Annotated in this window: 18 protein-coding genes; 10 read left to right on the top strand and 8 right to left on the bottom strand. The window is 61.3% G+C overall.

What is annotated here, in order from left to right; all coding sequences use genetic code 11:
• Positions 1 to 161 precede the first annotated feature (161 nt).
• The 4 genes from AAF563_18625 to AAF563_18610 all read left to right on the top strand — a co-directional run bounded on the left by AAF563_18625 (position 162) and on the right by AAF563_18610 (position 7,112).
• Positions 162 to 1,865: an NAD(P)H-dependent oxidoreductase subunit E gene (locus tag AAF563_18625; GenBank protein MEM7123304.1), complete on the top strand. Its 1,704-nt coding sequence runs from the start codon at positions 162 to 164 to the stop codon at positions 1,863 to 1,865.
• On the top strand, positions 1,862 to 4,630 hold the full coding sequence (gene fdhF, locus AAF563_18620) for a formate dehydrogenase subunit alpha (protein ID MEM7123303.1): 2,769 nt from the start codon (positions 1,862 to 1,864) through the stop codon (positions 4,628 to 4,630). Before AAF563_18625 ends, fdhF begins: the two co-directional genes overlap by 4 nt.
• Before the next feature lie 68 nt (positions 4,631 to 4,698).
• The gene (locus tag AAF563_18615; protein MEM7123302.1) at positions 4,699 to 5,502 is read left to right on the top strand and encodes a class I SAM-dependent methyltransferase; all 804 of its coding nucleotides are present in this window, start codon (positions 4,699 to 4,701) and stop codon (positions 5,500 to 5,502) included.
• A gap of 557 nt (positions 5,503 to 6,059) precedes the next feature.
• Positions 6,060 to 7,112 (top strand): hypothetical protein, encoded by a 1,053-nt coding sequence (locus tag AAF563_18610; GenBank protein ID MEM7123301.1) that lies wholly within the window; start codon positions 6,060 to 6,062, stop codon positions 7,110 to 7,112.
• A gap of 13 nt (positions 7,113 to 7,125) precedes the next feature.
• Here AAF563_18610 and AAF563_18605 read toward each other — a convergent pair whose 3' ends face one another.
• From AAF563_18605 to AAF563_18590, 4 genes are read right to left on the bottom strand one after another with little or no spacing between them, the layout of a single operon-like run.
• A complete protein-coding gene (locus AAF563_18605; GenBank protein ID MEM7123300.1) occupies positions 7,126 to 7,872 on the bottom strand; it encodes a sulfite exporter TauE/SafE family protein in 747 nt (248 codons plus the stop codon).
• A 12-nt stretch (positions 7,873 to 7,884) separates the two neighbouring features.
• Entirely contained in the window at positions 7,885 to 8,526 is a 642-nt protein-coding gene (mobA, locus tag AAF563_18600; protein ID MEM7123299.1) for a molybdenum cofactor guanylyltransferase MobA, read from the bottom strand.
• Positions 8,516 to 9,391, bottom strand: a complete 876-nt coding sequence (locus AAF563_18595) for a formate dehydrogenase accessory sulfurtransferase FdhD (GenBank protein MEM7123298.1) — start codon at positions 9,389 to 9,391, stop codon at positions 8,516 to 8,518. Before AAF563_18595 ends, mobA begins: the two co-directional genes overlap by 11 nt.
• A gap of 38 nt (positions 9,392 to 9,429) precedes the next feature.
• Entirely contained in the window at positions 9,430 to 11,532 is a 2,103-nt protein-coding gene (locus AAF563_18590; protein ID MEM7123297.1) for an acetate--CoA ligase family protein, read from the bottom strand.
• A gap of 242 nt (positions 11,533 to 11,774) precedes the next feature.
• On the opposite strand from AAF563_18590, the gene AAF563_18585 reads away from it, so the two are divergent.
• Both AAF563_18585 and moaA read left to right on the top strand, forming a co-directional pair.
• Positions 11,775 to 12,410, top strand: coding sequence for a methyltransferase domain-containing protein (locus tag AAF563_18585; protein MEM7123296.1), 636 nt, complete (start codon positions 11,775 to 11,777; stop codon positions 12,408 to 12,410).
• A gap of 95 nt (positions 12,411 to 12,505) precedes the next feature.
• Complete coding sequence (gene moaA, locus AAF563_18580; GenBank protein MEM7123295.1) at positions 12,506 to 13,501, top strand: GTP 3',8-cyclase MoaA; 996 nt, start codon at positions 12,506 to 12,508, stop codon at positions 13,499 to 13,501.
• On the opposite strand, the gene otnI is transcribed toward moaA, so the two are convergent.
• On the bottom strand, positions 13,498 to 14,271 hold the full coding sequence (otnI, locus tag AAF563_18575; GenBank protein ID MEM7123294.1) for a 2-oxo-tetronate isomerase: 774 nt from the start codon (positions 14,269 to 14,271) through the stop codon (positions 13,498 to 13,500). The genes moaA and otnI overlap by 4 nt on opposite strands.
• Positions 14,272 to 14,274: 3 nt before the next feature.
• Positions 14,275 to 14,781 carry a molybdopterin-guanine dinucleotide biosynthesis protein A gene (locus tag AAF563_18570; protein MEM7123293.1) on the bottom strand — a complete coding sequence of 169 codons (507 nt, stop codon included), beginning with the start codon at positions 14,779 to 14,781 and terminating at the stop codon, positions 14,275 to 14,277.
• A gap of 139 nt (positions 14,782 to 14,920) precedes the next feature.
• Here AAF563_18570 and AAF563_18565 point away from each other — a divergent pair, with 139 nt between their 5' ends.
• Together AAF563_18565 and AAF563_18560 are read left to right on the top strand one after the other, a co-directional pair.
• Positions 14,921 to 15,688 (top strand): NAD kinase, encoded by a 768-nt coding sequence (locus tag AAF563_18565; protein ID MEM7123292.1) that lies wholly within the window; start codon positions 14,921 to 14,923, stop codon positions 15,686 to 15,688.
• Between the two features lie 33 nt (positions 15,689 to 15,721).
• On the top strand, positions 15,722 to 16,687 hold the full coding sequence (locus AAF563_18560) for a succinylglutamate desuccinylase/aspartoacylase family protein (protein ID MEM7123291.1): 966 nt from the start codon (positions 15,722 to 15,724) through the stop codon (positions 16,685 to 16,687).
• A gap of 33 nt (positions 16,688 to 16,720) precedes the next feature.
• On the opposite strand, the gene AAF563_18555 is transcribed toward AAF563_18560, so the two are convergent.
• A complete protein-coding gene (locus AAF563_18555) occupies positions 16,721 to 18,286 on the bottom strand; it encodes an FAD-binding oxidoreductase (GenBank protein ID MEM7123290.1) in 1,566 nt (521 codons plus the stop codon).
• A gap of 4 nt (positions 18,287 to 18,290) precedes the next feature.
• Complete coding sequence (locus AAF563_18550; GenBank protein ID MEM7123289.1) at positions 18,291 to 18,719, bottom strand: DUF1636 family protein; 429 nt, start codon at positions 18,717 to 18,719, stop codon at positions 18,291 to 18,293.
• A 146-nt stretch (positions 18,720 to 18,865) separates the two neighbouring features.
• Between AAF563_18550 and AAF563_18545 the strand changes: the two genes are divergently transcribed.
• On the top strand, positions 18,866 to 20,002 hold the full coding sequence (locus AAF563_18545; GenBank protein ID MEM7123288.1) for an MlaE family lipid ABC transporter permease subunit: 1,137 nt from the start codon (positions 18,866 to 18,868) through the stop codon (positions 20,000 to 20,002).
• Positions 20,002 to 20,677, top strand: a 676-nt coding sequence (locus AAF563_18540) for an ATP-binding cassette domain-containing protein (GenBank protein ID MEM7123287.1), incomplete at its 3' end; no start/stop codon positions are given. The genes AAF563_18545 and AAF563_18540, both read left to right, overlap by 1 nt.

Genomic DNA, 20,677 nt, shown 5'->3' with positions numbered 1-20,677 from the left:
CAATCCTAACGATTCGGGGCAAAAATTGGTCTGTTATTGGTTGAGAAACCGCAAAACGCATGATTCCGATTGCCACAGCGCAAAACATGCACTTTGTATCGGTCGCCGCCACGGCCACGTAGCCGTCTGGCGTACAAGCTATGATGTGACGAGTGAGGTCGATGACGACCGCTACCGGCGAACTAAGACGACGACGCCATCCCGGCGCCGGCAAACGCAAGACCCGGACAACGGCCAAGGGCCGGCAACCGGACCCGACGGCGCTCGCCGAAATCGGCGCGCTGCTGGACGGCCGCCTGCGCGACCGCGACCTTCTGATTGAATATCTGCATCTGATCCAGGACCGCTACAAACACATCTCCGCGCGTCACCTGCAGGCGTTGGCCGAGTTGATGCGCATCCCGATGGCCGAGGCCTATGAGGTCGCGACGTTCTATCATCACTTTGACGTGGTGAAGGAAGGCGAGACACCGCCCGCGCCGATCACCATCCGGGTTTGCGACAGCCTGACCTGCGAGATGATGGGGGCCGATACCCTGATCGACTCGCTTGACGGCAACCTCGGCCCCGATGTCCGCGTCGTGCGCGCGCCCTGCATGGGACGCTGCGACACGGCGCCGGTCGCAAAAGTCGGACGCAACGATATCGATCACGCCGACAGGGCGACGATCGAAGCGGCCGTTAAAGCCGGCGACCTCGATGCGCCGATCCCCGACTACCAGGATTACGACGCCTATGTCGCTGACGGCGGCTACGCCTTCCTGCGTGACGTGCTGGCGGGCAAGCACGAGCCCGACGACCTGATTGCCACCATGGAGGCCTCCAACCTTCGCGGCCTGGGCGGCGCCGGTTTCCCGGCCGGGCGCAAGTGGAAGTTCGTGCGCATGGAAACGACGCCGCGACTGATGGCGGTCAACGGCGACGAAGGAGAGCCCGGCACGTTCAAGGACCGCTATTACCTTGAGCGCAAGCCCCACCAGTTCATCGAAGGCATGCTGATCGCCGCCTGGGTCGTCGAGGCCGAGGCGGTCTATATCTACATGCGCGATGAGTACCCGTCCGTCTTGGAGATCCTAGAAAAGGAACTCCAGAAGGTGTGCGACGCGGGCCTCGATCAGCGCACAAAGATCCATTTGCGGCGCGGCGCCGGTGCCTACATCTGCGGTGAAGAGTCCGCGATGATCGAATCGATCGAGGGCAAGCGTGGCCTGCCCCGTCACCGTCCGCCGTTTGTCGCCAAGATCGGCATCTTCGGCCAGCCGACGCTGGTCCATAACGTCGAGACCCTTTATTGGGTCACCGATATCCTGAACAACGGCCCGGAGAGTTTCACCCAGCACGGCCGCCATGAGCGGGTTGGTCTACGCAGCTTTTCGGTGTCGGGCCGGGTCAAGGAGCCGGGCGTCAAGCTGGCGCCCGCCGGCATCACGGTGAAGGAACTGATCGACGAATACTGTGGCGGCATGGCCGACGGCCATACGTTCAAGGGCTACCTGCCCGGCGGCGCGTCGGGCGGCATCCTGCCGGCCTCGCTGGGCGACGTGCCCCTCGACTTCGACACGCTGCAGCCCCACGGCGCGCTGATCGGCTCGGCCGCCGTCGTCATTCTGTCCGACCAGGACAACATGAAGGACGCCGCGATCAACCTCATGAAGTTCTTCGAGGACGAAAGCTGCGGCCAATGCACGCCGTGCCGGGTCGGCTGCGAGAAGGCGGTGAAGCTGATGTCGAGAGGTCCTTGGGACGCAGCCCTTTTGGGCGAGCTGTCGACGACGATGATCGATGCGTCGATCTGCGGCTTGGGCCAGGCGGCGCCAAACCCCATCTTGACGGTTATGAAGTATTTTCCGGAGGACGTATCGTGAGCGATCCGATCACCTTCACCCTCGACGGAAACGAGGTGACCGCTGAACCGGGCGAAACCATTTGGCAAGTCGCCAAGCGTCACGGCAAGACGATCCCTCACCTCTGTTTCACCGAGATGGCCGACTACCGCGCCGACGGCAATTGCCGACTGTGCATGGTCGAGATCGAAGGCGAACGAACGCTGGCCGCGTCCTGCATCCGCGAACCCAATCCGGGCATGGTGGTCAAGACCGGCTCGGATCGCGCGGAAGCATCACGCAACATGGTGCTGGAGCTTTTGGTCGCCGATCAGCCGGAGCGCGATGTCGCGCACACACAGGAGTCCGAGCTCTGGCATTGGTCGGACGAGATGGGGGTTCACGAAAGCCGCTTCCCGGCGCGAGGCACGCACCTGCCCGACCTCAGCCATTTGGCGATGGCGGTCAACCTCGACGCCTGTATCAACTGCACCCGCTGCGTCCGCGCCTGTCGCGAGATCCAAGTCAACGACGTCATTGGCATGGCCAATCGCGGCCACCACGCGAAGATCATTTTCGACTTCGACGACCCCATGGGCGAATCGACCTGTGTTGCCTGCGGCGAGTGCGTGCAGTCGTGTCCGACCGGCGCGCTGATGCCCGCGACCATGGTCGACGCCAAGGGCGTCGGTAAGGCCAAGCCGAAGAAGGAGGTCGACAGCGTCTGCCCGTATTGCGGCGTCGGCTGCCAGCTCACCTATCAGATCGAGGACAACCGTATTGTCGCGGTCAAGGGCAAGGAAGGCCCATCCAATCACGGCCGCCTGTGCGTCAAGGGCCGCTTCGGCTTCGACTACATCAACCATCCGCATCGGTTGACCAAGCCACTGATCCGGCGTGATGACGCACCAAAAAGTGGCGACTTCGACATGGACCCCGGCAACCCGCTGACCCATTTCCGCGAGGCGACGTGGGACGAGGCGCTCGACAAAGCGACCGGCGGCCTGCGCAAGATCATCGACGAGCATGGCGGACGCGCCTTGGCCGGTTTCGGTTCGGCGAAAGGCTCGAACGAAGAGGCTTATCTGTTCCAGAAGCTGGTGCGCACCGGTTTCGGCTCCAACAACGTCGACCACTGCACGCGGCTGTGTCATGCCAGCTCCGTCGCTGCGCTGATGGAGACGATTGGATCGGGCGCCGTGACCGCACCCTTTACCGACGCTGTAAAGTCCGACGTCTTCATCGTCATCGGCGCCAACCCGACCGAGAACCATCCGGTCGCAGCGACCTTCTTTAAGCAGGCGGTCAAGGACGGCGCGAAACTGATCGTCATGGATCCCCGCGGCCAGGCGCTCAGAAAGCACGCGACACACATGCTGCAGTTCAAACCGGGCGGCGATGTCTCGATGTTGAACGCGATCATGCATGTGATCGTGAAGGAGAAACTCTACGACGAGCAGTACATTCAGGGCATGACCGAAGGCTTCGAGGCGCTCAAAGAGCATCTTGAGGACTTTTCACCCGAGGCGATGGAAGAGATCTGCGGCATTCCGGCCGATACTCTGATCGAAGTCGCCCGCCTCTACGGCACGGCCGAACGGGCGATGATCTTCTGGGGCATGGGCATCAGCCAGCACGTACACGGCACCGACAACTCGCGCTGCCTGATCGCGCTTGCGCTGATGTGCGGACAGACCGGCCGCGCGGGCAGCGGTCTGCATCCCCTGCGCGGCCAGAACAACGTGCAGGGCGCGTCCGATGCCGGTCTGATTCCGATGGTCTATCCCGACTACCAGCCGGTCGCGAGTGAAGAAGTCCATGACAAGTTCAGCGAGTTCTGGGGCGCGGTTCTGGACAAGGAACCGGGCCTGACCGTGGTCGAGATCATGGGCGCGATCCACGAGGGTGCGATCCGGGGCATGTACATCATGGGCGAGAACCCAGCGATGTCGGACCCCAACGCCAACCACGCGCGCGACGCGCTGGCCAAGCTCGACATTCTGGTCGTCCAGGACCTGTTTCTGACCGAGACGGCGATGCATGCCGACGTCGTCCTGCCGGCCAGCGCCTGGCCGGAAAAGGACGGCACGGTGACCAACACCAACCGTCAAGTGCAACGCGGCAGAAGAGCCGTCGAGATGCCTGGCGAGGCGCGCCAGGACTGGGAGATCATTCAGCAGATGGCGCGCGGCATCGGTCTTGACTGGCGCTACGATCACGTCTCCGACGTCTATGACGAGATGCGCCGCTCCATGCACTCGATCACCGGCATCACCTGGGAGCGCCTGGAGCGCGAGGACGCGGTCACCTATCCATGCCTCTCCGAAGACGATCCCGGTCAGCCGATCGTCTTTTCCGAGGAATACCCGACGCCGTCGGGTCGCGGCAAAATGGTTCCCGCGAACATCGTGTCGCCGGACGAATTGCCCGATGAGGATTATCCGATGGTGCTGACCACCGGTCGTCAGTTGGAGCACTGGCACACCGGCGCCATGACACGGCGCGCGACCTATCTGGACTCGCTGGAACCGGAAGCCATCGCGACCATGGCCCCGGTCGACATGGAACGTCTCGGCATCGCACCCGGCGAACCGATCCGCATCTCGACGCGGCGCGGCGTCATCGAAGCCAAGGCGCGTCTGGATGCCGGCATCCAGCCCGGCATGATCTTCGTGCCGTTCTGCTACGCCGAAGCCGCAGCCAACATGCTGACCAATCAGGCGCTCGATCCCTACGGCAAGATCCCGGAGTTCAAGTTCTGCGCCGTGCGCGTCGATAAGGCGACCGTTCCCGAGGCGGCTGAGTAAGCAGCGATGGCCCGCCGGATCGTCACCGCAGATGATCCGGGTCCTGTTCTTGCAACGGTTAACGCGCCGTGACCGCGCCTCATGGCAAGCACGTCTGGTCGCAGCACTGGGCCGACCCAAGGAAGATCTTCGACGGACTGACTGACGACTACGATCAGTTCCGACCGCACTACAGCGAAGGTGCCCTCCAGGCCCTAGCCAGCTACACCGGCAATGCGCGCTATGTGCTCGATCTGGGCAGCGGCACAGGCATCTTGACCCGCGCGTTGCGTCGGCAGTTTCCGGACGCCGTCATCGTCGGTGGCGAACCGGGTTCGGACATGCTGCGCACAGCGGCCGACACAACCCCTGCCGAGCTGGATCTCTCGTGGTTCGCGTCGCACGCCGAAAGCCTGCCCGTCGCGGATGGTTCACTCGATCTCATCACAGTCGGCCAGGCCGCCCACTGGTTCGATCGCAGCGCCTTTTATGACGAGTGTGCCCGCGTGCTGCGCCCGGACGGCGCATTGGCGGTTCTCTACAATAACCGCATCATGGATCGCCCGGTCGCTCTCGCGCTGGAAGGTGCCTTGAAAAGGCTGGCGCCCGGCTACCACCGCGGCTATCGCGACTTCGACTGCGAGGGCGAGCTACAGCGACACGCCGCCGCCCGCAACGTCCGACAGCTTGTCGACGTCTGGACGTGGCGGCGCACCGTCGATGATTTCATCGGCTACGTCCGCTCGACCTCCCACTTCAAGGTCGCCGTGCGCGAGCGCAGCGAGTCCGAGGTCATGGCGCATCTGAAAGATGCACTTCACCCCCAAGCGTCCGACGATGGCGTCTTGCATGTCGACTACCAGTCCGTTGTGACGATGGCGCGTTTCGGTTGATGTTGACGGACTAGCCGATCGCCTTTACCGCGACGACGAGACCCATCACCAGAATGGCGCCGAGTGTGACGTGGCGAAGGTGCTAGACATTGTGATGCAAGTAACACAACCGACCAATCTGGCTCCTCACAACGCATCTATGCAAGCGCTGTCAAGAGCCGCGGCTCGACCGCGACGCCTACCTTGTATTGTGAACTCAGAACAACAATCAATGCGCGATACACAGGCGACAAACATATCGTTGCGTGATAAACTTGCTACAAAATACAAACAGTTTTAGTGTAACTGCGCCAAATGAAACGCATGTGGGGAGCGAACGACCGAGATCCCGACCCGCTACACTTGCAAGATAAAAGAGAGGGTAGGAGGTCATTTCCGTCTTTAAGATTTTGTACTCCGCCTCCGTATACAAAATGAACTATCGCCTCGTTGACCGACGAAAAGTACCGACAAACGACTAAGTTAGCCAAAGGCTGGTCATTAGTACGAGTTCGATAGAAAGTTGATTTGCGCGTGTTACATCATGTCTGCAAGAGATTTAGTCATTGGGGCTTTCCATGGTATCAGGCCAAATTGAGATCCCAGACGCCAATGAAACTGGTAGCGCAAGCGCACTTGCACAGAGATTTTTAGCGAGGCGCGAAGAGATTTGGCGACACCGCTTTAAGCGTCAGCAGTATTGTGTTCTTGCCGCCTGGTCAATCACAATACTCTTCATAGTATATGCTTTCTTTGTTGCATATCCTTTGGTTGTATCTGGGAAACCAATTGTTTCTTTGTATAATGACTTTAATGTAAGATTTCTGACAAACATGTTTGCAATCAGTTTTGTATTTTCACTGGTAAGACACAGAATCCTTAGTCGAACACGAGAAGGTTACATTAACAGCGTCGATTTTTTGGACCTTCGCATGCAGCCAATACTTGCATCAGATGACAAGAATGACGCCGAGAAAATGGTTCGAATTCTTAGGGTGTACATTGACGAAACCGCTCAGAAACTGCAGATCCAAAAACATAATGCTAGTAAGTGGTTGGCATACTCCCTAATCATTGCATTCGCTTTTGTTTCTCTACTACTGTACGCCTTTGTCAATTCAAGCTCGATTGCAAAATCTGGTGCAAGTTCATACCAACAGTCCCCTACTCATTACCTTCTAACTGCCGGCTCTATCTATGGCGCCGCTGTGATGTTTTGGATAATCAATCGCTACCTCAAGTTCAGAAGCATAGACAAAAAGATTGACGACATTCCAATGGAGTATCAACGCCTCGTTCGCGGTGCCGGCCTGGAGCGAGAAGCGGCAATAGAAGATAAACTATTCAGAGAGAATGTCGTTCGGACTCTTACTGAAACAGTTGTTAGGGATAAAAGGTGGACATTTCCGTTAGGGGTCTTGTGCATCTTTCTTGGTGTGATTGTTTTTGTTGTTACACTATTTTTTGTTTTTTCTGCAGACAATACTCAAGAAATGTTTGCAAGCGGTATTGTTGGTCTGGCATCCACGGCCATAACCGAGGCAATTGGTCTAATGTTCTTCCGGCTGCAACGAGATGTGAATGAACAGATCGAGAGTTTGCCGGAACGTTTCGAACTGGCATCAGATTAGGCCTAGGTGCTGACTACCATTCCAAAGCAAGCGCCTTTACGGCAACGACCAGGCCCATCACCAGAATCGCGACCAGCAACACCAGTCGAAACCGGTTCTCGTCGAGACGTTGGCGGATGCGCTGGCCGATCGCCATGCCGAGGATACCGGGCACAATGCCGGCTACGGACCAAACGGCGAGATCGCCGGTCATGACGCCGAAACCGCCCAACGCGACACCGAGCGCCGCCGTCGAGACGGTGAAGAACACGCCCATCGCCTGCACCAGGTGATCGCGCTTGAGACCGATGGCCTGCAGATAAGGCACGCTTGGCATCAGGAAGATGCCGACAAGGCCGGTCACGACGCCGCTCAAGAGACCGACCACCGGCGAGAGCCAAGTCTCATGCCGTCCGGGCGACGGGAAGACGGGCGTTGCCAGGCCGTAGACGGCGTAGGCGATCAGGAGAACGCCCAACAGAACGGTCAGCCCGACAGCGTCGGAACCGGCAAGGACCCATGCGCCGGCAAAAACGCCGATGCAGGTCGTGATCAGCAGCGGCCAAAACCGTTTGAGTATCGCGCCAAGTTGACCACCGACACCGGCTTGCCAGATGTTGGTGAGGAGCGACGGCACGATCAGCATCGCCATCGCGTCCTTCAAGCCGAACGCAAGCGTCAGAAGCGCCAACGAGACCGTCGGGAACCCCAAGCCGACGACGCCCTTGACCGTGCCGGCAAGAAGGAAAGTGACGAACAGGATGACGGCCGTCTCGGCCATGGCGCTGGCCGGTCAGGCTTCTGTGGCAAGCAGACGATGGGCTTCGTCGAGGTCCGCCGGCTCGTTGGCATTGAAGAAAGGGTCGATGGGATCGGTCGAAAAGTCGACGTCGGCGACCGTGTGCTGACCCGTCCACTTGTCGACCTTGCGTATGCCGTCCGTGACCAGGGCGCGCCTTAGATTCAGGCGCAGGCTGACAGGCCACAGACCGCAGACAGGATGGCGCTGCCCGTTTGACACCGCGCATGCCATGTCGGCTTTCTCTCGCGCAACGGCTTCGAGGAAACGTCCGACGAGGTCCCCCGGCAGAAACGGCGAGTCGGTCGGCACCGTGACGATCCATTCGACGCCCGGGATGTTTGCCACCGTCCATTCCATGCCCGTTAGGACGCCGACCAAGGGGCCGGGATTGTCGGGTAGGACATCGGCGGCGACCGGCCGGTTCCAGCGCGCGAACCGCTCGGGATCGCCGTTCGCGTTGATAACCACCATGCGAACTTGGGCCGCCACACGATCGATCACGTGATCCAGGATTGGCCGGCCGTCGAGTTCCAGAAGCCCCTTATCGCCGCCTCCCATGCGCCGGGACAAGCCACCGGCGAGCACGACCGCAACCACCTCCGGTGTGTCGCCCGCCACGTCGTCAGTTGTCATCTTCGGCCCCCTTGCGACGATGACGTGATGGTTCCTCGCCTAGACTAGCGGGATCGGCGTCATAGACCACCCTCTCCTCGCCGGACAACACCAGAAACCGCTTGCCCTTCATGCGGCCGATCAAGGTCAAATCGGCTTGGCGCGCCAGATCGACACCCCACGCGGTAAAACCCGAGCGCGACACCAGAATCGGGATGCGCATCTTGACCGTCTTGATCACCATCTCGCTGGTGAGCCGCCCGGTCGTGTAGAAGATCTTGTCTTCTGGCGCGATGTTCTCGGTCATCATATAGCCGGCGATCTTGTCGACCGCGTTGTGTCGACCGACATCCTCCATGTAAACAAGCGGCCGGTCCTGGTGCGCGAGAACGCAGCCGTGGATGGCGCCGGCCTCCAGATAAAGGCTCGGCGTCGTGTTGATCGTCTTGGATAGCGTGTAGAGCCATGACGTCTTGATCCGCGCGTCGGCGTCCAGCGTCACGTCGTCGAATTCTTCCATCAGATCGCCGAACACGGTTCCCTGGGCACAGCCAGAGGTCAGCGTCTTGCGCTTCAGCTTGTCCTCGAAATCGGTCTTCCGCGCGGTCCTGACGACCACAGTTTCGACATCGTCGTCGTAATCGATCGCCGTGATCTCGTCATCGGGCCGCAGCATGTTCTGGTTCAGGAGATACCCGACCGCGAGGTACTCCGGGTAGTCGCCGATCGTCATCATGGTGACGATCTCCTGGCCGTTCAGGAACAGCGTCAAGGGCCGTTCCATGGTGACGGCGGTCTCAATATCCTTGCCCTCGTGGTCACGGCCGCTGACACGGCGTGTCAGGCGCGGATCGGCGGGATCGGGGCGAACCAGATAATCGGTCATCGTGAGAGTATGGGAGCCCGTCGCGCCGACGCCAAGGCTCAGCCAACCTCGACCAGGACATCGACGGCAACCGCGCCATCAGGACCGGCGATCACCGGGTTGGCGTCGATCTCGGGCACGAGATCACCGAGCGCGGCGGCCAGAACGGAAAACCGCGACAATGCGAAGGCCAGGGCATCCATGTCCGCAGGCGCCGCACCGCGTACGCCCTGAAGCAGCCGCGCCAGTTTCAGCCGGCCGAGCAGACGCCGCGCCGTCGCCTCGCCAAACGGCGGCAGGCCGAAGCAGCGGTCATCGAGACTCTCGATCAACGTACCCCCGGCCCCGACCATGACGATCGGACCGAATTGGACATCACGCACCATGCCGAACGCGAGCTCGACGCCGCGCGGCACCATGGCCGCGACCGTGACGCTTGGCCCTAATCGGCCGGAGATGTCGCCATAGGCTTCGGCCAGTCCGTCCTCATCAGAGATTCCCAAACGTACGCCGCCGACATCGGACTTGTGCGCGATGCCGGGCTCGGCCGTCTTCATGACAATCGGATAGCCCGTTGCCGCGGCGGCCGCCTTGGCCTCATCAAATGTCGCGCACGTCGTCGAATGCGCGACCGGCACGCCGAAGTCGCTCAACATGGCAAGTCCCGCGCTTTCGTCGATGGCGCCGCCGCCGAGCCTTTCGCGCCATGCCGCGACAATAGCGCCATCGACTGTTTCTGGCGGCGCATCCTCGGCATTCCTGCTCTCGCGGTAGGCAAAGGCGTGGCGAATAGCGGTCAACGCGGGGCGCAGGCCATTGATCAATGGCACAGCGCCGTCCATAAGCCGGTTCGCCACCTGGGCATTCGATGTTGTGCCAAAGCTGTTGATGACGATGAAGGGCTTGCCGAACCGTTCGGCCATGGTGAGCGCCGCATCGGCCTGCGGCGTATCAGCGTCGATCGTATCGGTGATATAGATCTCGTGCGCCGTGATCGCGACATTGGGATCACCGGCAACCAACCCGACGCTGTCGATGATGATGTCCTCATAGTCGTCACGCAGCGGCCCCGCAGCGTCAACCGGGTTGACCGCCTCCAACATGTGCGGCAACCGGCCGCGCAGTTTCTTGGTGGTGTCATCTGTCAGATCGGCAAGCGGCACGCCCATGTCGCCGGCCATGTCGATCAACTGTTCGCGCAGACCGCCGGAGTCAAGCACGGCGGCCAGGTCTCCTGGTCCGACGCGATGCGGCATGGCGAGGATCTGCGCGGTCGCCATCAGACCGTCAAGGTCATCGGTTCGCAGCACGCCGAACTTGTCGCACACCGCATCAAACGCGCTGTCGCTGCCGGCTACGGCGCCGGAGTGCGTGGTCGCCAGAAAGGCACTGCGTGCGGTCCGCCCGACCTTGGTCGCGACCACGGGCACGTCCTTGTCCCGCGCTTTTTCCAGCACGGTCAGAAAGCGCTCGGGATCGCGCACCGATTCCAGGAACAGCGCCAGGACCCGCGTCGAGTCGAGCTCCAGCGCATAGTCCATGTACTCGGCCACCGAACCATTGATTTCCTGGCCCTGTGACGTCAGCAAGTTGAAGCGAAACCTGGGGTCGAACTTGCCGACCATGCCGAACACGGAACCGGAATGACAAAATGCGGCGATGTGTCCGACTTCGTTCACAATCGGTCGCGAGAAACAGGCGAAAGTCTGAGACACGAAGTTATAGAAACCGACGCCATTGCCGCCGCATACGGGGATGCGCGCCTCTTTCGCGCGCGCTTTCAGACGGTCGAGCAATTTGGGTTCGCTGTCGTTTTCGATCATGCAGGGATCGAAGATGACGAGCGACCGCGCGCCTTGCTCGATCGCATCGGCAAACACACTCTCCATGCGTTCGGACGCCACCGACAGTACAGCGAGATCCGGCGGCGACGGCAGGTCGGCCATCGATCCCACGCAATCGAGCTCGGCGACTTTTTCGTAGCGCGGGTTGATCGGCCAAAGTTGACCGTCGTAGCGGCCCGACTGCAGCGCGGCCATCACGTTGGCGCCAACGCTGCCCGCTCGGTTGGAGGCGCCGACAATGGCGATGGTGCGTGGCGCCAGGAGTGGCGCCATCCAGTGATGATCAAGCCGGGACGTGCCGTCTTTTACGGTCGACATGCAGGTGTCTCGTAATGTCTCGATATGGGGGGTGGGTCGTTTTGGGACCGCCTATTGGCGGAACAGAAAACCGCTGTCTGGTGCGCGCGGTCCGCCGACCGTGGTCTCGTTTTTCGCTGTCATGCTCGTCCCTGCCCTTGCGGCGGGAGAACCTAAGCAGGAGCTGGTTGCAAAAGCAATTTGCAATAACGGATGGCGCGCCCAAAACTGTTGGCAGACGCACCGAGCCACGGGAGAGCGCCATGGCCATCAGCCCGAAACATACCAAGGCCGATCCGAAAGGGTTTTATCTCGCCGAGGACCAGGACCAGCTGATCGAGCGCTATGACGACGCCGCGACCGTTTACGACGCGGCGATGGAAAGCGATGTCGGATGGCGCGGGCACCTCGCGCTTGCCGACGTCGTCGCCCGCCTCGTCGACCCCACCGCCACCTTGTGCGATGCCGGTGCCGGCACCGGCATGCTGGGCGATCAGCTCGCCGAGCGGGGTTTCACGACCATGGACGCCAACGATCTCTCCGAGGGCATGCTTGAGATCGCGAAGACCAAAGGCATTTATCGGGATTGCCAGTTGATGGAACTGGGCAAGTCACTTGCCTATGCGAGCAACACTTATGATGCCGTGACGGTATGCGGCGTCTTCACACCCAATCATGCGCCGGCCTCGTCGCTGGACGAACTCGTGCGGATCACAAAACCTGGTGGCCTGATCCTCTACACCTTGCGGGCCGATGAGGAGCCGCCGGAATTCGCCGGAAAGCACCTTGAGCTCGAGCAGGCGGGCAGCTGGCGGCTGGTCGAGGCCGGCGAACCGTTCCCATCCATCGGGTCCGAACCCCACATCCGCCATCGTTGTTGGGTTTGGCGGGTTTCGTGAGGTCAAATCCCCAAAAACAGTCTGGTTGTGCGGCCGGAAGGGCTCGCATATATAAGAAAGCCAACGATGTCGTTAATCCCCTGACAGGGCGGTAGATGAGCAGACTGGTCGACCCTTTTGGACGTGAGGTTTCGTACATCCGCATTTCGGTGACGGATCGCTGCGACTTCCGCTGCGTCTACTGCATGTCCGAAGACATGACGTTCCTGCCGAAAAAGGACCTGCTGACACTGGAGGAGCTAGAGAGGGTCGCCGCGGCCTTTATCGAGTTGGGCGTCGAGAAGATCCGCATGACAGGCGGCGAGCCCCTGGTGCGCAAGGGGATCATGCAGCTGTTCCATGGCATCGGCAGCCATCTGGGCAACGGCCTGGAGGAGTTGACCGTCACGACCAATGGCACCCAGCTGCCCCGTTTCGCCGAGGAACTTTTTGCCGCTGGCGTGAGACGCGTGAACATATCCCTCGACACGCTCGACCCCACGAAGTTCAAGGCGATCACGCGCTGGGGAAGCTTCGAGAAGGTCATGGAAGGGCTCCATGCGGCCAAGGCAGCGGGCCTCGCGATCAAAATCAACGCGGTCGCCCTGAAAGGGGTCAACGAGGACGAGTACGACACCATGATCGCCTGGTGCGGCGACAACGGCTTCGACCTGACCTTGATCGAAACCATGCCGCTGGGCGACATCGACGGTGATCGTACCGACCAGTACCTACCGCTTTCGGTCGTCAGAAGCCGCCTGAAGAAAAACTGGACACTGACCGACATTCCCTACCGCACGGGCGGACCAGCGCGCTACGTGGAGATTAGCGAGACCGGCCAGAAGCTGGGGTTCATCACGCCGATGACCCATAACTTCTGCGAAAGCTGCAACCGCGTCAGGCTGACCTGCACGGGCACGCTTTATATGTGCCTGGGCCAGGAAGACGCGGCGGACCTGAAGACGCCGCTGCGCTCAAGCGAGAGCAATGGTCCGCTGATCGAGGCCATTCACGAGGCCATCGCGCGCAAGCCGAAGGGCCACGACTTCGTCATCGACCGGCGCCAGAACAAGCCCGCGGTCGGACGCCACATGAGCGTCACCGGCGGCTAAAAGGCCTCTATCCAGCCCAGCCCGTCTTCGGTCTTGCCCTTCGGTGCGTATTCGCACCCAACCCAGCCGTCATAGCCGAGCCGAGCCATTTCGGGGATCAGGTAGCGGTAGTTAATCTCACCGGTGCCCGGCTCATGGCGTCCCGGATTATCGGAGATCTGCACGTGGCCGATAAGCGGCAACAGGCGCTTGAAGCTGCGCGCCAGGTCGCCCTCCATGATCTGGCAGTGATAGACGTCGAACTGGAGCTTCAGGTTGGGCGCCCTCACCGTTTCGATCAGGCGCCGCGCCTGATCCTGGTAGGAGAGGACGTAGCCGGGCAGATCAACGCGATTGATCGGCTCGATCATGATATCGCGCCCCTGTTCTCCCGCCGCCGCGCATGCCTTGGCAAGGTTATCGGCGAACACGGCCATGCAGTCGTCGTCGCGCAGACCATCGGGCACGATGCCCGCCATGGTGTGGAGGCGCGGACAGTCGAGCACGGCCGCATAGTGCAGGGCCGTTTCGAGGCTTTCGGCATAGTCCGCCTCGCGGCCCGGCACAGCGGTGAGGCCGACATCGCCCTTGTCCTCATCGCCGGTTGGCAGGTTGATCAGAATCACCTCGACCGCGGCCTCGCGCGCCGCACGCGCGACATCCTCGGCACCATGGTCATAGGGCGACGGAAATTCGACCGCCTTGAAACCGGCCCGGGCAGCCGCATCAAATCGATCGAGAAACGGAAGTTCGGTGAACAGGAAGCCCAGGTTGGCCGAAAACCGAGTCATGACCTACTCAATGTAGATCACGTGGGCGAAGTCTTTGCCGTTGGTCACGGTCAACCGTTCGAAACCCAGGAGCTTGAGCAGATCGAAGAAGGTAAAGATGTCCTGGACCTGATACTGGCGGAACAGCTCGGACGTGCGCGCCGAGGCCGTTAGCATGGCGAGGACGCCGCGGGCGCGATAGATCGTGTCCATCGGCCCGTCGCGCAGGCCGACGATGATCAGCTTTTCGGCCTCCTCGCCCTTGGCGAACATGGCGATCGAGGGGGAGTATGGCGCGGTGAGCTGCTGCTGGGTCAGCAAGGTCACGAAGCCCAGGCGCCTTGACCGATCGCTGTCGGGCAGCGTGACGGCGCGCGCGACATAGGTTTCTTCCGACTGGGGCTCGGGATAGTAATAGCCGGCGTGACGGTCGCCGCCTTCCTCGCCCTCGTCCTGGGCAAGTGTCGGTCCGGCGAACGCGACTAAAAGGGCCACCGTGAAGGCAGGAAACAACAGGCGAATGGGTGACATGAGCAATAACCTCCATGGCGGCGCGCTGGCGCAAGTGTGCCCGCCAAGCCGGGCGATGTCACCTCATCGCGCGCCGTCGCCGGCTCGTCTATAGTAACGCCAGCGTGATTCTCTCCCCTGCCATCCCGGAGCGCCGATCGTGACCACGCAACGTCTCGCTTTCGTGGCCAGCCCGACTGACAACTCGCAAGGTGCGCTGGACGAACTGTGTGCCAGCTATGGCACCTGCGACCCCCAAGACGCCGATGTGATCGTTGCGTTGGGCGGCGACGGTTTCATGCTGGAGACCTTGCACGCGTACATGGATCGCGGCATCCCGGTCTATGGCATGAACCGAGGCAGTGTCGGTTTCCTGATGAACGAGTTCCACACCGACAAGCTGCCCGAGCGTATCGAGAAGTCGGTTGAGACGAAGCTGAACCCGCTGCGCATGATGGCCACCGCCGAAGACGGCAACGTGACCGAGGCCATCGCCATCAACGAGGTCGCCATGTTCCGCGAGACCCGTCAGACGGCGAAGATCCGCATCGCCATCGACGACGTCGTGCGTATCGACGAGCTGATCTGCGACGGTGTCCTGGTCGCGACCCCGGCCGGCAGCACAGCCTACAACCTCTCGGCGCATGGTCCGATCGTGCCGATCGACGCCAAGGTTCTGGCCTTAACGCCGATCAGCGCCTTCCGGCCGCGGCGGTGGCGCGGCGCCCTGCTGCCCTTCGGCACGACGGTCGACCTGACCGTCCTGGAGCCCGACAAGCGGCCGGTCAGCGCCGTCGCCGATTTCACCGAGGTGCGCGATGTCGTGGCCGTACGAATCATCGAAGACCCCGAACGCAGCGTCCGCGTCCTGTTTGACGCCGAACACAATCTTGAAGAGCGCATCCTGAAGGAGCAGTTCTCCTACTAATCCGTCCAATCCCTTGGAGCTTGATCCGAATCCATGACCGCATCGCCCATCGCCCCGCACGGGGTTCACCTGATGCCCTGCGACATCACGCCCTACCGGGCCGGCAACACCGGCGTCGACTACGTCACCACATTCGACAGCGGCAAGCCGGGTCCGCACCTGATGATCAACGCGATCACACATGGCAACGAAATGTGCGGCGCTCATGCGCTGAAGTTCCTGTTTGACGAAGACATCCGCGCCACCAAAGGCAAACTGACACTGTCCTTCGCAAATGTCGGAGCCTATGAGGAGTTCGATCCGAATTATCCTTTTGTTTCAAGGTATCAGGACGAAGACTTCAACCGATTGTGGAACGAGGAAACGCTTGACGGTCCGCGCCAGAGCCGGGATCTCACCCGTGCCAGGGAGCTCCGGCCGGTGGTCGATCAGGTCGACCATCTGCTCGACATCCACTCGGTCGAAATCCCGCAGCCGGGCATGCTGCTGGCCGGCACCTGCAAGAAAGGCGCAGCGCTTGCCAAGGGCATCGGCGCCCCCGCCCACGTGGTGATCGACGCCGGCCACGCCGCCGGCAAGCGGCTGCGCGATTATGCGGCGTTCGACGACCCCGACCTGCCCAACGCGGCCATGCTGGTCGAATGCGGCTATCACTTCTTTCCTGAGGCCAGTGACATCGCCATCCAGACCTCGCTCAGGTTCCTCGACTTCTACGACGCCCTCGACGGCGCGACGCGGGACAAGCATCTCGACCGCTCGCCACAGCCCGACCAGCTCTTCATCGAGGTGACGGGACCGGTCACCATCGAGACCGACGAGTTCGTGTTCGATCGTATCTTCGAGGGTTTCGAGATCGTGCCGGACGCCGGCACCTTGATCGGCACCGACGGCGGCAATCCGGTCGAGACGCCTTATGACAATTGCGTCATGGTGATGCCGGCGCGCGAACCCGTTAAGGGCAAGACCGCCGTTCGTCTGGGCAGGCTGGTCAGCGGCTAGGTGCGGGTCGGTCTGGCCGACTTAATCACAAACCTAGATGTCTTCGGCGATGATGATTTCGTTGCCGGTGAACCCGGGCGATGCCGGATCGACGCGAGCGTCCGCAGGGACTTCAAGCGGAATGCCCTGCTCGAAGCCAAAACGGTTTTCAGGATCGTAGAGGCGTTTTGCCGTCACCAAATCGCGAACAAACCCATCGAAGTAGAGCTCCATGTAGTTCGTCAAGGTTGCGCGCGGATAGTTCTGATTGGACTGCGCGCGCCCATCCGGCCGCTCGAAGAACGGCTGCATCATGGCCATGAAGTCGTCGAGATACTGGACCGAGGTCTGGCGTTCGCTCTCTTCGACCCAGAAGACATCCAGATAGAAGTCGCAATAGGCGTCGCGGTGCATGAACGCGTTGGTGCCCAACGCGACATCGTTGATCGCCGCGCCATAGGCCTCGATGTTGAAGATGCTGTAGGGATTGGGCGAGCGTTTGAACATGTCGATCACTTGCTCCCACTCGGCGAACGTGAGTGGCGCGCGCAGATAACCCGACTGTTTGTCCTCCTTGATGCCGGTCGGCATGGGACCGGGGAAACCGATGTCATGGCGCCTGTTGAGCTCGTAGTAGCTGCTCGGAAAACCATACTCCAGTTGGGCGCCAGGTGTTGCGAGCATGGGCCGGAGATCAGCCAGCGCCTCGGTCTCGGACCCGCGAATCATGCCGCGCATCTGCAGGATCTGCCGACCGTCGATCGTGATGCCCTGCGTCTCATAGCCGATCCGCCGTGACGGGTTGGTCTTCATGAAGCCGTCCTGCATGGCGACGATCGCCTGGGGCGCATCATCGATTTCCCAGCGTATGCTGAACCCCCACAGAGGGTCGGGCCGCTGGACCTGGTAACTGATCTCCAGCAGTACGCCGAAGTTGTTGCCGGTGCCGCCGCGAATTGCCCAGAACAACGGCGCATTCTGTTGTTCGTTGGCAATTACAATACGGCCATCGGCCAGCATCACCTTTACGGCGACGACATTGTCGCAGTTCATGCCGTACATGCGCGAGGTGAAGCAGTACCCGCCGCCCTGCATGTAGCCGGCGACACAGACACTCTCGCACGCGCCGCCGGGGACATGAAAACCGTGGCTATCCAGGACGGCGGCCACATAGCCCCACTGGCTGCCGGCGCCGACATGGGCGATCGGCAGCCCGTCCCCACCGTCATCGTGCGATAGATGAACGTACTGCATCCGGCTGGTATCAATCACCATGGCGTCGTTGCCGACCGAATATCCAGCCGTGTTGTGGCCACCGGACCGACAGGTCACCCGCAGTTCGTGACGCCTGGCAAAGGCAAGGCAGTGGCGGACATCGCCCGGCGTTTCGCAATAGGCGATCAGAAGCGGAAAGTTTTGGAACGCCGGCTCATGGACCTGGCGCGCGAGATCGTAGTCGACATCTTCTGGAAGCACGGTCTGGCCATAAACGGCGTGCTCCAAATCGATGACGTCTTGCGCCGCGATACCGAATGCCGCGAGCTCCGGATGTTTGAACCCAGACCAGGACTCGATCCGGCGATGCTTGGCTTTTCGATGCTCACTGGTGCGCTTCGACACCGGCCTACTCCTCATCGCCCCGGCCCGGCCGGCGCGGTGGCACCAACGGACGGGCAAGCGGGATGGCCTCCGGCACATCGTTGTCGTCAACGGTGCCATCGGAACTCTCGCCATAAGCGTCCAGCATGGCGAGCAAGGCGTCGGCCGAGGCCTCGTCGGGCGCCATCTGAGTCATCAAGAGCGGCGCTTTGCCGCGCTGCATCGCCACCGCGTTGCAAGCATTCAAGCAATGGGTCAGGCAGACAATCTCTTGAACACGGTCGCGCTGGTCGGGCCTGGCTCGGGCGACGACCAGGTCGTGCAAGTGCTGACCGGGGCGCACATCCGGCTCGCCCAGCGTCTCCAGGCCCTGCCAGCGGCAGGTCACGCACACCCTGAGTGTCGGCTGGCTGCTTCGCCTTCCGCGGCGCCTGCCGCCGCTTTCACTGTCCATCGGCCTTCCCGCACCAATTGGGCGCGGGATGCTGGCCGCAGAAGCGCTCAACATCAAGGGAGAATGACGGGGCTGGTGACAATCGCGATGGTCGCTATACTCCGCGGCGTGAGTTAGGGGCTACAGAACGGGGAAACGCGCGCCTTATGGCTGTGTTGCACAAGGGTACGCTTGCCCTTTCGGGGGGTGACGGCCGCTGTATCGTAACCGTCGACGGGGTCTGGGATATCACCACGGTGCAGGCCCTGGACGATTCCGTGCGCGCCATCAGCCCGCCCAGCGGAGCCACGGTGCGGATCGATCTGGCGGGTATCGAGAAGTTGGATACCGCCGGCGCATGGGTGCTGTTCCGCCTGCGTCAACGCCTGACTGACGAAGGCTACGACACCGCGTTCGAGAACATAAGGCCGGAGTTCCAGCATCTCTTCGACCATATCGTCGCGTGTCAGGAAAAGCCGGACCTGGAGAAACGACCGTTCCATCCCATCCTGGGCATGGTCGAACAGGTCGGCTACCGGACCGTTCAGGCGGGCAAAGAGGCAGCCGAACTCTTGTCGTTCTTCGGCGAGATCTGTGTTTCCGTCGGTCACATGCTGGTGCATCCGCGACGCATCAAACTGGTACCCGTCGTCAACCAGATGCAGCAGACCGGATTCAACGCCCTGCCGATCGTCGGTCTTCTGGCCTTTCTGATCGGTATCGTCATTGCGTTTCAGGGCGCCGACCAGCTCCGCCGTTTCGGCGCGGAGATCTTCACCGTCAACTTGCTGGGCGTCTCCTTCCTTCGTGAAATCGGTATCCTGATTACAGCGATCATTGTCGCCGGCAGATCCGGCAGCGCGTTTACCGCGCAGATCGGCACCATGAAGGTGAACGAAGAGATCGACGCGATGAGCGCGCTGGGCCTGAGCCCGATACAGCTGCTGGTCATTCCGCGTCTTGTCGCGCTCATGATCGTGCTGCCGCTGCTGGGCTTTTATGCCGATATCCTCGGCCTGATCGGCGGCGCGATCATGTCAATCATTGTTCTCGACATCTCGCTGACGCGCTTCATCGATCAGTTGAACAGCGCCGTGCCGATGTGGGCGTTCTGGGTCGGCATCATCAAGGCGCCGTTCTTTGCTTTCGTCATCGCCATGATCGGCTGTTACAACGGTCTGAAGGTTGCCGGCAGTGCCGAGAGCGTCGGCAAAATGACGACCAAGGCGGTCGTCCAGGCGATCTTCCTGGTGATCGTCCTTGACGCGTTCTTCTCCGTCCTCTTCTCGTTCTTGGGGATCTGATGGCACTACGAGACGAGCAGGAGTTTGACTCCCCGAGTGATCTGCATACGCCGAAGGGCGAGCCGGTCATTCGGGTGCGCGGACTGCGCAATCAGTTCGGCAAACAGGTTGTGCACGACAATCTGGATCTGGACGTGCTGGAGGGCGAAGTTCTCGGCGTCGTTGGCGGCTCTGGCTCCGGCAAGTCGGTGTTGCTGCGCACGATCGTCGGCCTGCGCGAGCAGCAGGCCGGCACCATCGAAGTTCTGGGCCAGGACACCAAAACGTTGTCGGCGCGCGAAGCGAAAGCCCTGCGCGCCCATTGGGGCGTACTTTTCCAGGACGGCGCCCTCTTCAGCTCGCTGACCGTCGCCGAGAACATCCAGGTGCCGATCAAGGAGTACACCAAACTGTCGCCTCGGCTGATGGACGAACTGGCCCGCGTCAAGATCACCATGACCGGCCTGCCGGTCGACACGGCGGCGAAGTTCCCGTCCGAGCTTTCCGGTGGCATGCGCAAACGCGCCGGTCTGGCCCGTGCGCTGGCGCTTGATCCGGGCATTCTCTTTCTCGACGAACCGACCGCAGGACTGGATCCGATCGGCGCCGCAAACTTCGACCAGTTAATCGGCAGTTTGCGCGAAAGCCTTGGCCTGACGGTCTTTATGGTCACGCATGATCTGGACAGTCTGATCG

The organism is Pseudomonadota bacterium, from assembly GCA_039028155.1.
Classification (GTDB): domain Bacteria; phylum Pseudomonadota; class Alphaproteobacteria; order SP197; family SP197; genus JANQGO01.
This window is presented reverse-complemented; position numbering and strand designations above follow the sequence as displayed.